The 13,923-nt window shown below is 65.5% G+C and carries 11 protein-coding genes and 1 pseudogene; 8 read left to right on the top strand and 4 right to left on the bottom strand.

Going from position 1 to position 13,923, the window contains the following annotated elements; translation table 11 throughout:
- Nucleotides 1-6: 6 nt before the first annotated feature.
- Complete coding sequence (locus VSR68_RS32065) at nucleotides 7-732, bottom strand: phosphonate utilization associated transcriptional regulator (protein WP_342943632.1); 726 nt, start codon at nucleotides 730-732, stop codon at nucleotides 7-9.
- A 251-nt stretch (nucleotides 733-983) separates the two neighbouring features.
- Here VSR68_RS32065 and VSR68_RS32060 point away from each other — a divergent pair, with 251 nt between their 5' ends.
- Nucleotides 984-1,703, top strand: coding sequence for a substrate-binding domain-containing protein (locus VSR68_RS32060; protein WP_342943631.1), 720 nt, complete (start codon nucleotides 984-986; stop codon nucleotides 1,701-1,703).
- 127 nt (nucleotides 1,704-1,830) lie between these two features.
- Here the strand turns inward: VSR68_RS32060 and VSR68_RS32055 are convergent, their stop codons facing one another.
- Complete coding sequence (locus tag VSR68_RS32055; protein ID WP_342943630.1) at nucleotides 1,831-3,405, bottom strand: altronate dehydratase family protein; 1,575 nt, start codon at nucleotides 3,403-3,405, stop codon at nucleotides 1,831-1,833.
- Nucleotides 3,405-4,487, bottom strand: a complete 1,083-nt coding sequence (locus VSR68_RS32050) for an Ldh family oxidoreductase (protein WP_342943629.1) — start codon at nucleotides 4,485-4,487, stop codon at nucleotides 3,405-3,407. Before VSR68_RS32050 ends, VSR68_RS32055 begins: the two co-directional genes overlap by 1 nt.
- Nucleotides 4,488-4,712: 225 nt before the next feature.
- Between VSR68_RS32050 and VSR68_RS32045 the strand changes: the two genes are divergently transcribed.
- The 7 genes from VSR68_RS32045 (at nucleotide 4,713) to VSR68_RS32015 (ending at nucleotide 12,630) form a co-directional block, all read left to right on the top strand.
- A complete protein-coding gene (locus VSR68_RS32045) occupies nucleotides 4,713-5,237 on the top strand; it encodes an FAS1-like dehydratase domain-containing protein (RefSeq protein ID WP_342943628.1) in 525 nt (174 codons plus the stop codon).
- Nucleotides 5,238-5,249: 12 nt separating this feature from the next.
- On the top strand, nucleotides 5,250-5,735 hold the full coding sequence (locus VSR68_RS32040; protein WP_342943627.1) for an acyl dehydratase: 486 nt from the start codon (nucleotides 5,250-5,252) through the stop codon (nucleotides 5,733-5,735).
- On the top strand, nucleotides 5,732-7,093 hold the full coding sequence (locus tag VSR68_RS32035) for a CaiB/BaiF CoA-transferase family protein (RefSeq protein ID WP_342943626.1): 1,362 nt from the start codon (nucleotides 5,732-5,734) through the stop codon (nucleotides 7,091-7,093). The genes VSR68_RS32040 and VSR68_RS32035 overlap by 4 nt, the downstream gene beginning before the upstream one ends.
- Entirely contained in the window at nucleotides 7,093-8,271 is a 1,179-nt protein-coding gene (locus tag VSR68_RS32030; protein WP_342943625.1) for a CoA transferase, read from the top strand. Before VSR68_RS32035 ends, VSR68_RS32030 begins: the two co-directional genes overlap by 1 nt.
- 81 nt (nucleotides 8,272-8,352) lie before the next feature.
- Nucleotides 8,353-9,285 carry a hydroxymethylglutaryl-CoA lyase gene (locus VSR68_RS32025; protein ID WP_342943624.1) on the top strand — a complete coding sequence of 311 codons (933 nt, stop codon included), beginning with the start codon at nucleotides 8,353-8,355 and terminating at the stop codon, nucleotides 9,283-9,285.
- Between the two features lie 120 nt (nucleotides 9,286-9,405).
- Nucleotides 9,406-10,767, top strand: coding sequence for a citrate/2-methylcitrate synthase (locus VSR68_RS32020; RefSeq protein WP_342943623.1), 1,362 nt, complete (start codon nucleotides 9,406-9,408; stop codon nucleotides 10,765-10,767).
- Between the two features lie 414 nt (nucleotides 10,768-11,181).
- Nucleotides 11,182-12,630: an MFS transporter gene (locus VSR68_RS32015; protein WP_342943622.1), complete on the top strand. Its 1,449-nt coding sequence runs from the start codon at nucleotides 11,182-11,184 to the stop codon at nucleotides 12,628-12,630.
- Nucleotides 12,631-12,803: 173 nt separating this feature from the next.
- Here VSR68_RS32015 and VSR68_RS32010 read toward each other — a convergent pair.
- Nucleotides 12,804-13,841, bottom strand: a pseudogene (locus tag VSR68_RS32010) (dihydroxy-acid dehydratase); the annotation flags it as partial.
- Nucleotides 13,842-13,923: the final 82 nt, after the last annotated feature.

Below are 13,923 nucleotides of genomic sequence, written 5' to 3'. Positions count from 1 at the left end.
GGCCGATCAAGACCCCGCAACCGACGCTCGATCCTGACTAACAGTCTCGGCCCAGCGCTCATGCGCGCGCCGCATCCTCGCGAGACCGTGCGCGACGTGTTCACGCACGAGCGCGACCGCGTGTTCTTCTTCGCCGCGAGCCAGCGCATTGACGATCTTCTCGTGTTCGGTGACGGATTCACCGAGCGCGCCTTGGTCCGTTTCGATCGCCGCCTGCCGCAACAGGCCGAGCTGTCGCACGAGATGCCGATACGTCGAGATCAGATGCTGATTGCCGACGCCCGCGACCATCGCATCGTGCAACTGGATGTTCAGTTCTGTATAGCGCGCGAGATCGCGTGTTTTCTTCGCGGCCTTCATCGCGGCGATGATGCCTTTCAGCGTGTCGAGCGTTTCAGGCGTCATGTGATTCGCGAGCCAGCGCGCGACGGACTCATCGAGCATCGCGCGGACTTCGTAGATCTCTTGTGCTTCGCGCAGCGAAACGACCCGCACCGTCACGCCACGGTTCTTTTCCGTTTTGAGCAGGCCAGCCTGTTCGAGCGCGCGAAAAGCTTCGCGCACGGGGCCTCGCGATACGTTCAGCCGCGTGGCGACTTCCACTTCATTGAGCTTTTCGCCGGGCGCAAGCTCGCCCGAAAGAATGCTGTGCTCGAGACTCTCCTGCACGAGCATCGCGAGCGAATGGCGTTGCAAGAGTTCAAAGGCGCCGGGCAGATTGGAACTGGTCATGGCAGTCGATGGAATCGAAGAGCGACGAATGAACGTCTGACCTGTCAAACACTAACTTATGGGTTTGTTTATTGTCAACAATGCCGAACGCTGGATTTAACCGAAGTCGCCTTGCGCGCCGGCAGCGACGTGCGGTCAAATGTGGGGCACCTCTCACACCTCTCAAACTCCCGGATCGTGCCCAAGATGAGACTATTGTTCGCCCGACTCTCGCCGCCTTTTCCTTCGTTTCCGCCACTGCATGCGCCAGCATGACGGTACACGCGGCCGAAATGCATGTGATGACGTCAGGCGGCTTCACGGCCGCCTATCAGGCGCTCGGACCCACGTTCACGAAGCAGACGGGCAACACGCTCGATACGATTCTCGGGCCGTCGATGGGGCAGTCGCCACAAGCGATCCCGAATCGTCTCGCGCACGGCGAGCCTGCCGATGTCGTCATCATGGTCGGCTATGCGCTCGATGGTCTCATCAAGGACGGCAAGGTCATCCCAGGCTCTCGGGTCGAACTGGCGGATTCGCGCATCGGCATGGTCGTGCGCGCGGGTGCGCCGAGACCCGATATCGCTACTGTCGATGCTTTGCGCCAGACGCTTCTGCATGCAAAGTCCATCGCGTATTCGGACAGCGCGAGCGGTGTCTACATCAAGAACGAGATGTTCAAGAAGCTCGGCATCGAAGAGCAGGCGGGCCCGAAGGCGAAGATGATTGAACGCATCCCGGTTGCGTCGGTGATCGCGCGCGGTGACGACGAGATTGGCTTCCAGCAGGTCGCCGAGTTGCTGCCTGTGCCGGGCGTGGACTTCGTCGGCAAGGTGCCTGAGGAGATGCAGTCGGTGACGCGTTACGCGGCTGGCATTCCCGTCGGCGCGAAACATCCCGAAGAGGCGCGTGCTCTGCTTCAGTTTCTTGCTTCGCCGGCCGCGCAGCCGACGGTGCGCAAGACGGGCCTCGATCCCATCGCGCGTTGAGCGGGAAATGGCAAGCGGCATTCGCTCTGCGGCGGATGCGCGGTGCGAATGCCGGGGAAAGCTGCTTTCGCTCAGGCCGATCCGTAGTCGGCTCACATGACAGTGGCCGCAAACAAAGCAGCCAAACTCAGGTGATCGCCCCCAGTTGCCACGGCACGAACTCGTTCTGGCCGTAGCCATGCAGTTCGCTTTTCGACTTCTCGCCGGAAGCGGTCGCGAGCATCAGCTGGAAAATCTCTTCGCCCAACTCATCGACGCTACGCGTGCCGTCGATGACCGCGCCGCAGTTCAGATCGATATCTTCCTGCTGCCGCTGCCAGAGCGCCGTGTTGGTCCCGAGCTTGAGCGATGGCGACGGCGCGCATCCATACGCCGATCCGCGTCCCGTCGTAAAGCAGATCAGGTTCGCGCCGCCCGCGACCTGTCCCGTCGCGGAGACGGGGTCATAGCCGGGCGTGTCCATGAACACGAGGCCGCGCGCATCGACCGGCTCGGCATAGCGGTAGACGTCAACCAGATTCGTCGTGCCGCCCTTGGCCACTGCACCAAGCGACTTTTCGAGGATCGTCGTCAGCCCGCCCGCCTTGTTGCCCGCCGACGGATTGTTGTCGAGGCTCGCATCCATTCGCGCGCAATACGCTTCCCACCAGCGGATGCGGGCGATCAGCTTTTCGCCCACTGCCTGCGACACGGCGCGACGCGTGAGCAGATGTTCGGCGCCATAGATCTCCGGCGTTTCCGAGAGAATCGCCGTGCCGCCGTGCGCGACGAGCCGGTCCACGGCTGCGCCCAACGCGGGATTCGCGCTGATGCCCGAGTAGCCATCCGAGCCGCCGCATTGCAGGCCCACCATCAGATGGCTCGCGTCGACGGGCTGACGCTGTACCTGATTCGCGTCGACGAGCATGGCCTCGATCTGTTCGATGCCCGCGGCCACCGTGCGCGCGGTGCCGCCGCTGCTCTGGATCGTCAGCGTCTTCAGCGATGCGCCTCCTTGCAGGCCTTGCCCCTGCATCAGTCCGTCGATCTGGTTGGTCTCGCAGCCCAGGCCCACGATGAGCACGGCCGCGAAGTTCGGATGACGCGCGTAACCGCCGATCGTGCGCCGAAGCACATCGAGCGCCTCGCCGTTCGCGTCGACTGCGCAGCCCTGGCCGTGCGTGAGGGCAACGACGCCATCGACGTTCGGATAGTCGGCGAGCGCCTGCGGATTGATGTCGCGACGGAAGTGATCGGCGATTGCGCGCGCGGCCGTGGCCGAGCAGTTCACCGATGTCAGTATGCCGATGTAGTTGCGCGTCGCCACGCGCCCATCGCTGCGCACGATGCCCTGAAATTGCGCGGCCGGCCTCACGTGCGCGGTCGGCCGGATGTCGGCGCCGAATGCATAGTCGCGTTCGAACGAACCGATCGCGAGGTTATGCGTATGCACGTGCTCGCCCGACGCAATGGAACGCGTCGCGAATCCGATGATCTGCCCGTAGCGTCGCAAGGGTGCGCCGGTTTCGACAGCGCGAACCGCGACCTTGTGCCCAGCGGGAATCAGCCCGCGCACCGTGACGCCATCGCTCAGACGCATGCCCGCGACGAGTTGATGCCGCGCGATCACGACATCGTCAGCGGGATGCAGCCGGATGACGGGATCTTGCGATGCGGCGGCAGCGGCAGGTGTTCCCGCTTCGAATGCCGTATTCGTTTGCATCACACCACTCCATGCAGATTTGCGTGCGCAGCAGGGAACGGCACGCCGTATCGCGCGCCGCATGCTTCGAGCGGCCCGACGATGGTGCCGTGCAGCCGCACGCCATGCGCGAGCTGCTCGGCGCGCCGGGCCATCGCGCGGTCGCCGGGCAGGCGCACGGGATCATGCTCGACGCGCGGCGGATTGCTGCGGCACGCATCGCCGAGCCAGTCCATTTGCCGTTGCAACGCGTCGATGCCGCCCAATGCATTCGGATCGTACAGCGTCATGAACACGATGGCACCCCAACCTTCGGCAGGGTCGGCGCGGCCGAACCCCGCGAGTCCACCCGTGAGCGCCTCGATCAGCAATGCGAGACCGAATCCCTTGTGACCCGCCGACAATCCGCCAAGCGGCAGGATCGTGCCGGGAGGATCGGCGAACAGCACGCCCGGATCGCGTGTCGCCTCGCCGTGCGCATCGAGCATCCAGGCTTCGTCGAACAGTTGGCCGCTCTGATGGCGCCGCGCGCACATGCCGTTAGTCGTTACGGATGACGAAATATCGATCAGCATGGGTGTAGTCGAAGTCGGCACGCCGAGCGCAATCGGATTCGGCGTAAACAATGGGCGCGTGCCGCCGAAGGGCGCGACGCTCTGCACGCTAGGGTCGGAACTCGCGAGCATCATCACGAGATTCGAATCGGTGGCGCGCAACAGATACGCGGCAAGGCACGCGATGTGATGGCTGCGGCGAATGACGAGCGTCGCGCTGCCGAACTCGCGCACGCGAGGAATCAGCGTATCGATGCCGGCATGAACGAGCGCCGGTCCTGGCAGACGGCGGCCGTCCCACAGCAAGGTCGAGAGACGGTCGGAGACGACTTCGGGCTTGCCGTCGCGCGTCATCGTGCCCGCTTCGAGTTGACTGAGGTAAGCGGGCAGCAGCGCGAGTCCGTGCGTATCGTGGCCCATGAGATCGCCTTCGACGAGTGTGCGCGCAACGTCCTCGGCATATCCGTTGTCGAGGCCCGCCTTGCACAGCAGTTTGCGCGCGTAGTCACGCAGCGTGCTCGCGTCGTAGCGCATCGGTTCCATCGCCATGTCTCCCTTCGTCAATGTGATGCAGCGGCTCGCAAACGAGGCCGGAGGCCGGCCATTGCGGCATGACACCGACGATAGTCGATCGAACGAATCGTGAGAAGACGTTGATTCAACGATCAAGTATTGTGCGCTGCACGGATGCTCACCTAGACTGGCCTCGCCGATGCAGCACAGCGCGTGCTGCATCTTCTCGCCGACGACAGCCGGGATAGAGGAGAGACATCTGTGAGCAACGAGTACATCACCGACAAGGTGAAAGCCATCATCGGCGCGCAGACCGATTGGGTTGCTTCGACACACCCCGTCGAAGCGAGCGAAGTGCGCCGCTTCCATCACGCGACGATGGACGACGCGCGTCGCTACTGGGACGAAGACTGGGCCGCGACGAGCCGCTACGGCAACGTGGTCGCGCCGCCGGGCTATCCGGTGCATGCGTTTCGCCGGCCAGCGGAGTCGCCTGATCCCCTCGACGACATGAACAGGCCGAACTACGACGGACTGAGCCGCAGCTTCAGCGGCCTGCCCGCGGTCGAAGTGGAACTGCCGCGCGACCTCAATGGCGGCTACGAATACGAGCTGTATCGCTATGCGCGCGTCGGCGAGAAGGTGCTGCGCCAGGCGCGCTACAAGGACATCGTGCAGCGCGACGGCAAGAGCGGTCCGATGGTGTTCGTCATCATCGAAGAGACCTACACGACCGAGGCCGGCGAGAAGCTGCTCAAGGTCACCAATACGCAGATCATGCGCTAGGCGAGGACTGTCATGGCCGCACCATGTTTCGAAGATGTCGAGATCGGAATGGAGATTCCGCAGATCGTCAAGGGACCGATGACCACGGCGCATATCATGCGCTGGTCCGCATCGATGGAGAACTGGCATCGCATTCACTACGACTGGCGATTCGCGACGGAGCACGACAAGCTGCCCGACGTGATGGTCAACGGCTCGTGGAAGCAGCACATCATGCTGCAACTGCTGACCGATTGGGTCGGCGAAAGCGGCTGGGCATGGAAGCTCCAGTTCCAGTTTCGCGGGATGAACGTGCCGGGCGATGTCATTACCGCCTGGGGCCGCGTGACGGGACGCGAGCAACGCGGCAGATATGGCGTCGTGCATCTGGAGATCGGCCTGCGCAATCAGGACGGCAAGGAAAGCACGCCGGGCACCGCGACGGTCGTCTTGCCGCTGCGGCATGGCGCGCGCGTGCCGTATCCGTTCGATCCCGCCGTTCTCGAAGAGGCCGCGTGAGCGCCGCCTCCGTGATGTCGGTCATGTCCGCCACATCCGTTACGCCGTCGCGTGCGTCGGCCGCGCCGACGGGCGCCCGCGTTGCAGCGCCGCTTGCGGGCGTGCGTATTATCGAATGGAACGGCTCGATGTCGGCGTCGTTCTGCGCGCGTCTGCTGTCCGATCTCGGCGCCAATGTGCTCAAGCTCGAGCCGCCCGGCGCAGGCGATCCGCTGCGGCGCGCCGGCCCGTTCGCGCCCAACGCGTCCTACGGCGACGATGCGGCACTCTTCGCCTATCTGAATCACGGCAAGGACAGCGCGACGCTCGATCCGTCGTGTCCGACGGGCGCCGCGTTGCTGAATCGCCTTGTCGAATCGGCTGATCTGCTGATCACGTCCGCGCATGCATCGCGCCTTGTCGAACTCGGACTCGACGGCGACACGCTGAGGAAGATCCAGCCTTCGCTCGTGACGCTCGCGGTCACGCCGTTCGGCACGCTGCCCGCGCGCGGCGCATCGACGGCACAATCGAATGCCGATACGCTCGCCGCCTTCACCGATTTCACGCTCACGCATCATGCGGGTTACGCGTTCCATCAGGCGCGGCCCGTCCATGCGCCCCGCGAGCAGCCGCCCGTCGCTTGCGCGGATCGCGAAGTCGCGCTCGCCACCGGCGTCGCGGCCGCGAACGCCGCGTTGTGGGGCCTGCTCGAAGCGCAGGTGAACGGCGAGGGCCGCAGCATCGAATGCGCGGAGCTGGACGTCATCGCGCATCTGCTGATCGAACCCGTCGCCGACTACGGACGCGGCGAGCGCACCTTCAGCCGCCGCCGCGAGGAACTACAAGGCACCGAAGTTGCGGGCGGGCTGATCTGGCTGTTGCCCTGCAAGGATGGCTTCGTGATGATTTCGCCGCGCGAGGAGCATCAGTGGGAACGCTGGGTCGAGCTGCTCGGCAATCCGCCGTGGTCGCGCGATGCGGCACTGTGCGGCGAACGTAGCGCGCGCAACGAAAACTGGATGATTCTTCAGGATGAAATGTCGAAGTGGACGCGCGAGCACACGCGCGCGGATGTGTTCGAGCGCGCGCAGGCGGCGCGCGTGGCGTGCTTCCCCGTGAGCGGCGCGCGCGATCTGCTCGAGAACGCGCAGTTGAACGCGCGCCGCTTCTTCGATAGCTGGGAAGGGACGCGCAGCGCACCGCTGTCGATGCCGGGCTTGCCGTTCAGCTTGCGCACGCAGTCGGGCGCCGAGTTGCCGCGCGCGCGGAGCGTGGTCTCGCCTCGCCTGGGCTCGGCCAATCGCGCGGTCTTCGAAGGACGTCTCGGGCTGTCGCCGGGTGAAATGGAAACATTGCGCCAGCAGGGAGTGGTGTGATGAGCGAAACGAAAAGGGCGGCATTGTCGGGCCTGCGCGTCATCGATTTCAGCTGGGTGCTGGCCGGCCCGATGACCACCAAGATGCTCGCGGGCATGGGCGCGGAAGTCATCAAGATCGAATCGTCGACGCGGCGCGAGCACACGCAGCGTCAGCCGTGGTGGGCCGTGGTGAACGCGGGCAAGAAGAGTTGCACGATCAACCTCAGCCGGCCGGAAGGGCCGGAGCTGTTGCGCCGTCTGATCGCGCAGAGCGACATGGTGGTCGAGAATTTCTCGAATGGCGTGCTGACGAAGTTCGGGCTCGACTATCCGACGCTGGCCGCGATCCGGCCCGATCTGATCTTCGTCTCCGCGTCCGGCACGGGCCGCGAGGGACCGCAGCGCGACGCGCTCGCCTACGGCTCCCTGTTGCAGGCCTACAGCGGCCGTGCGAGCGTGATCGGCACGCCGAACGAGCGGGTCGAGGCGATGGGCATCCTGCCTGCGTGGACCGATCCGATCACGGCGCTGTGGGAATGCTGCGCGGTGCTCGCCGCGATCCGCCACCGGCGCGTGACGGGCGAGGGCGCTTTCATCGATCTTTCGATGCTCGAGAGCACCGTCGCGCTGCTGCCCGAGTTGCTGTTCCGCGAAGCGCTGGGCAGCGATGCGCCCGCCGCGAGCGGCGCGCGCGAATGGAGCGCCGCGCCGTCCGGATGCTTTCGCTGCGCGGGCGACGACGCGTGGCTTGCCGTATCAGTTTGCGACGACGGGCAGTGGCGCGCGCTGTGCGACGCGATGCGCAAGCCGGAACTCGCCACGGACTCGCGCTTTGCAAACGCATTGGCCCGCGCCGCGCATCGTTCGGAAGCGGACGATCTGCTGGCCGCGTGGCTCGCGGACCAGCCGGCCGGACGGGCGCTCGACGCGTTGCAATCGCGCGGCGTGCCGGCGGCGCGTTCGCGGCATATCGGCGCCGTGATCGAAGACCCTTATTTCGCGGAGCGCGGGCTGTTTCCCGAGCTTGCCGACGGCTCGCGCAACATCGCGCTGCCGTGGCGCGACAGCGAAGGCTTTCGCGGCGACTTCGCGCCGCCGCCGCGTCTCGGCGAACATAACGACTACGTGTTCCGCGAGCTGCTGGGGCTCGATGCGAATGAAATCGAAACCTTGACGGAAGCGGGCGTGCTGCGCTGACTGCGCCAATTGTGCCGATTACACTGGTTGCGCCGGCAAGCGCATCGGCCACCTGAACGAACTATCTGAAGGAGCGGTGAAATGAGAGAAAAAGTGGCGGTATGCGAAGTCGGGCCGCGCGACGGCTTGCAGATGGCGCACGACATCATGCCGACGGAGCTGAAGACGCGCTGGATCGCGGCAATCGCACAGGCGGGCGTCGGCGAGATCGAAGTCGGCAGTTTCGTGCCGCCGAAGCTCGTGCCGCAGATGGCGGACACGGAAGCGATCGTCAAGGCGGCCCTGCAACAGCCGGGCTTGCGCGTGATGGCGCTCGTGCCCAATCTGCGCGGCGCGCAGGCGGCGTATGCGGCGGGTGCGCACGGCGTCGGCGTGCCCGTCTCGGTGAGCGAGGGCCACAGCCGGTCGAACACGCGCAAGGGCACGATGGAACAGGTCGCGGAAGTGCGCCGCATCGTCGAATGGGTCAGGGAACAGGAGCGGCCGATGGCGATCGAGCCCGGCTGCGCGACTGCGTTCGGCTGCGCGATCGACGGCGTCATTCCGCTGGAGAAAGTGATCGAAACGGCCGTGGCGCTGGCCGAAGCAGGCGTCGATGCCGTCGCGCTCGCCGATACGGTCGGCTACGGCAATCCCGCGCAAGTGCGAAAGATGGTCAAGGCGGTACGCGCGGAAATCGGCGACAAGCTGACCAAGCTGCATCTGCACGACACGATGGGGCTCGGGCTCGCGAATGCGCTCGCCGGACTCGAAGAGGGCATCCGCTCTTTCGATTCGGCGCTGGCGGGCCTCGGCGGCTGCCCGTTCGCGCCGGGCGCGTCGGGCAACATCGTCACCGAAGACCTCGTGTTCATGCTGGAGAGCATGGGCTTCGACACGGGCATCGACCTGGAAAGGCTGATCGCCGCGCGCGATCTGCTTCACGAAGGCGTGCCCGCCGAGCCGATGTACGGACAGGTGCCCAAGGCGGGCATTCCCAGGACGTACCGGGCGCAGGCGCCCGTTCCTGTATAGCGGGAGCGTGAGACTGCATATGGCTACTGGCATCACCGGATTGTGAGCGCTCAGGCATTCGATTATCTTGTCGGTCACTGTGCCCCCGTACGGCGCCCTTGCGCCGGCAAGGAGATCGAGGTGCAACGCAACCGACAAGACGGCGCAGCGGCGCTCGCGCACGCGCCCGGCGATTACCTGACGCGCGCCGAAACGCTCGCGCTCCTGCAGATCAAGCTGCAAACGCTGTATGCCTATGTCAGCCGCGGCTGGATACGCAGCGTGCCGCAAGGCGACAAGGGACGTCGCCTGTACGCGCGCCAGGACGTCGAGCGCATGAAGTCGCGCGCCGATGCGCGCAGCGGTCATGCGCCCGTCGCGGCCGCCGCGATGCGCTGGGGTGAGCCCATCATTTCCAGCACGCTCACGGAGATCACCGCGCAAGGGCCGCGCTATCGCGGCGTGGCGGCGCTCGACATGGCCCGCGACGGGCAGACGTTCGAAGCCGTCGTCAAAGCGCTGTGGAATACGGGCGACGACGTCACGTTGTCCTGGCAACCGTGTGCCCGCACGCTGCGTTTCGCCGACGCATGGCCGGGCACGGCGGGCTTGCAGCCCCGGCGTGAACTCGTGCGATTCTTCGCCGACATCGCGCTGCGCTTCGGCAGCGAGCATCTGCGCGGCGTGCGCTCGTCCGATGTGCAGTTCGTCGCGGCGAGCCGCATGATCGCGACGATGGCGCATTGCCTCGGCCATCTGCGCCGGCCGCACGACGGCGCGGCGGCAACGTCGGCTCGCAAGCGGGGCGGCGGGCTGTCCGCGACGCTGCTTGCCGTGCTGGGCGGGACGGTCTCGCCGCAGCACATTGCCGCGCTCGATGCGGCCCTCGTGCTGTGCGCCGATCACGAACTCGCCCAGGCGACCTTCGTCGCGCGCATCGCCGCATCGGCGGGCGCCGATGTCGGCGAATGCGTGGCGGCCGCGATCCTCACGCAAACGGGGCTCACGTCCGCGCGCTCGTATGAAGCGACGGAAGACCTGCTGCGCGCATGCAAGACGGTCGCTCAGGCGCAGCGGCTCTTCGAAGAGCACTATGCGGCGCACCGCAACCTGCCGGGCTTCAATCATCCGCTGTACCCGGAAGGCGATCCGCGCGCCCGCTATCTGATCGACGTCGTGCGGCGGCTCGCGGGCCGTCATCCGTCCGTCGAGCCGCTGTATGCGGCGCTCGACATCGCCGCGCGGCACGGCTGTCTGCCGAGTCTGGAAATCGGCTTGACGTTGCTGACGATTGCATTGGGCCTGCCGCCGCGCAGCGCATTTGCGTTGTTCATCATCAGCCGCTCGGCGGGATGGGTTGCCCATATCGTCGAGCAGCGCACGTCGGGCGCGCTGATCCGTCCGCGCGCCGATTATCTGCAGACGCTTCCCGCTTCTTCGGATAGCGCGGCAGCCGTGCTGCCCGTCGACGGCACGATGCTCGCGGCGGAATCTCATACCTGATTGCAGCACCGGTTGCATTCTTGACTGAATGCCTGATTGCGATCCCCGATCCCGCCCTCGTCGAACGACGCGTGAATGAACGGCCCCGCGAGGGCCGTTTTTGTTGCATGCGCCAGCGCCGATGGGCGATCGTCGCGCGCCGCTCGCATCGACGATCGAGCAAAGCGACGTTGATTCAACGATCAAGTATTGTGGGCCATCGTGCGCGTCACTAGACTGGGCGCTACTTCGACTGAAAGGGAATCGCAGCCTGGCCAGTGGACGGAAGCGCCGCGTGTCACGGAACCTGGTTGCACGGCGCTCGCGATCATTGTGTCTCGCATGCGAATAATTAGTATCCCGACATTCATGCCCGCGACGATGCGGGCTCGACCATAGCGACCATTGAGACAGGCCGCACAGGAGGAAGACACGATGAGCACCCCGAACAGGGCGATCGGCGCGGATGTCGTCGGCTCGCCTGACATGGCGGACTATTTGTCACGTCCCGTCACCGCCGGCACCGTGACCGCCCGCTTCGACCGTCTGCCGATGACGGCCACCCTGTGGAAGCTGCTCACGCTCGTCGCGCTGGGCGGATTCTTCGAGCTTTACGACGTGTATTTCGCGGGCTACATCGCACCGGGCCTGTTCCACTCGGGCATCCTCACGCCCACCACGCCGACCTTCTTCGCGATGAACGGCCTTGCCGGTTTTCTTGCATCGCTGTTCGTCGGCCTGTTCATCGGGACGATCGTCTTCGGCAGTCTCGCGGACCGTTTCGGCCGGCGGCGCGTGTTCGCCGCGTCGATGCTGTGGTACTGCGTCGCGACCATCGTCATCGCGTTTCAGGACACGGCCCTCGGCCTCAACGTATGGCGTCTGATCTGCGGCATCGGCGTGGGCGTGCAGTACGTGACCATCGACTCCTACGTGTCGGAGTTGACCCCGCGTCACGCGCGCGGAATGGCCTTCGGGCTCGTGTACGGCGTCGCGCAGATCTGCGCGCCGTTGATCGCGTTCCTCGCATGGGTGCTCGTGCCGATCGCGCCGCTCGGCTTCGACGGCTGGCGCTGGGTGATCGCACTCGGCTCGGCGGGCGCGTTGCTGGTCTGGTATCTGCAACTGCGTCTGCCGGAGTCGCCTCGCTGGCTCGCGCAGAAAGGGCGCGTCGACGAAGCCGAGAAAGTCATGCGGATGATCGAGGCGCGCGTGCGCAACGAATACGGCAAGGAGTTGCCCGCTCCCGCTGAAACGTCGGAAGCGGACGAGCAAAAAGGCACGCTGCGCGAAGCGTTCAGCCCGCAGTATCGCAGCCGCACGTTGATGCTCGTCGTCGTCAATTTCTTCCAGACCATCGGCTATTACGGCTTCGTCAGCTGGATTCCGACGCTGCTCATCGCGAAGGGCATCATGGTGACGCGCAGCCTCGAATACACGTTCCTGATCGTGCTGCTTTACCCGATCGCGCCGTTCATCGTGATGCTGGTCGCGGACCGCTTCGAGCGTAAATGGCAACTCGTCTGGAGCGCGATCTCGGTGGCGGTGATCGGCGTGATCTTCTCGATGCTGAAGGCGCCTGGCTGGCTGATCGCCGTCGGCATCGTGCAGACGCTGGTGGTGAACTGGCTCTCGACGATCGTGCACACGTACCAGGCCGAATTGTTCCCGACGCGCATGCGCGCGGGGGCGGTGGGCTTCGTCTATTCGTGGAGCCGGCTGTCGTCGATCTTCGTCGGCTTCTTCATCGCGTTCTTCCTGCGCGAGTTCGGCGTCGGCGGGGTATTCGCCTTCATCGGCGGCGCGATGACGATCGTCGTGCTCGCGGTCGCGCTGTTCGGGCCGCGCACCACGGGTCTTGCACTCGACGATATCGCGCGATGACGAATGCTTGAGGGAGTAGCCACGGCGCTATCCCCTCGAGTGCGTCTGCACATTCCGCCGACTGGGCAAGGGTGGGGCGATTGCCGAGCCGGCGTTTAGACTCGATCGCAATGCGATTTACGTCGGGCGAAGTCCGCCTGAAGCGATGATGTACGGCAAAGCATCGGGCGCGGTCAGCCGCGCGGAACGATCGTCGTCATCCGGGGAGCTTGCAGGAAATCGAAGTCGCAGCCCTGATCGGCCTGCGTGATCGACTGCATGAACAGCTTGCGATAGCCACGCTCGTGCGGATCGAATGCACGCGGTGCCAGCGCGGCAACGCGCTCCGCAATCTGCGCATCGTCGAGCTCGAGCGCGATCGTGCGTTGCGCGACACTCAGGCGAATGCGGTCGCCGTTGCGCACGATCGCGAGCGGACCGCCCGCTGCCGCCTCGGGTGTCACGTGCAGCACGATCGTTCCGGCGGCTGTGCCGCTCATGCGGCCGTCGGAGATGCGCACCATGTCCTTCACCCCTTGCCGCGCGAGCTTCTTCGGAATCGGAATGTAGCCCGCTTCCGGCATGCCCGGCGCGCCGAGCGGACCGATCTGCTTGAGCACCAGGATGTCGTCGGCAGTCACGTCGAGATCGGGGTCGTCGATGCGGCGCGCGAGGTCCTCGGCGTTCTCGAACACCACTGCGCGTCCCGTGTGCTCCATCAACTTCGCATTCGCCGCCGACCGCTTGATGATCGCGCCGCCCGGCGCGAGGTTGCCGCTCAGCACGGCGATGCCGCCTTCGGGATAGACGGGGTCGTCGACGGGACGCACGACGTCCTGTGGAAAATCGGCGGGCGCGGCGTCGAGCTCTTCACCGAGCGTGCGGCCCTTGCCGGTCAACGCATCGAGATGCAGCAGATGGCGGATGCGGCGCATCACCGTCGTGAGACCGCCCGCGCGATGAAGATCCTCCATGTAGTGCTGCCCCGAAGGCTTCAGATCGACGAGCACGGGCGTTTCGCGGGCGATGCGATCGAGCCGCTGCAAGTCGACGCGAATGCCGAGGCGCCCGGCGATGGCCGTCAGATGAATAATGCCGTTGGTCGAGCCGCCCGTCGCGAGCAGCACGCGCAGCGCATTCTCGATTGCGTCGGGCGTGAGGATTTTCTGCGGCGTGAGCTTCGCGCCGATCATCGCCACGGCCTGCTGCTCCTTGCGTTCCGCGATGCGTATGCCGAATTCACGCAGTACATCCAGTCGGAAACGGCCCGCTATGCGCGCGTGATCCGGATTTCCGGTGCGAAGGTCGATTGAC

Source organism: Paraburkholderia phymatum (genome assembly GCF_038900715.1).
GTDB classification, from domain to species: domain Bacteria; phylum Pseudomonadota; class Gammaproteobacteria; order Burkholderiales; family Burkholderiaceae; genus Paraburkholderia; species Paraburkholderia phymatum_A.
The sequence above is the reverse complement of the archived record's forward strand: the minus strand, read 5'-3'. Positions and strand labels throughout refer to the sequence as shown.

Bases quoted from the DNA above. Each gene is read 5' to 3' on its own strand.
- VSR68_RS32060 (WP_342943631.1), top strand. From the start codon at position 984: ATGACGGTACACGCGGCCGAAATGCATGTGATGACGTCAGGCGGCTTC.
- VSR68_RS32015 (WP_342943622.1), top strand. From the start codon at position 11,182: ATGAGCACCCCGAACAGGGCGATCGGCGCGGATGTCGTCGGCTCGCCT.
- VSR68_RS32065 (WP_342943632.1), bottom strand. From the start codon at position 732: ATGACCAGTTCCAATCTGCCCGGCGCCTTTGAACTCTTGCAACGCCAT.
- VSR68_RS32055 (WP_342943630.1), bottom strand. From the start codon at position 3,405: ATGCAAACGAATACGGCATTCGAAGCGGGAACACCTGCCGCTGCCGCC.
- VSR68_RS32050 (WP_342943629.1), bottom strand. From the start codon at position 4,487: ATGGCGATGGAACCGATGCGCTACGACGCGAGCACGCTGCGTGACTAC.
- VSR68_RS32030 (WP_342943625.1), top strand. From the start codon at position 7,093: ATGAGCGAAACGAAAAGGGCGGCATTGTCGGGCCTGCGCGTCATCGAT.
- VSR68_RS32040 (WP_342943627.1), top strand. From the start codon at position 5,250: ATGGCCGCACCATGTTTCGAAGATGTCGAGATCGGAATGGAGATTCCG.
- VSR68_RS32025 (WP_342943624.1), top strand. From the start codon at position 8,353: ATGAGAGAAAAAGTGGCGGTATGCGAAGTCGGGCCGCGCGACGGCTTG.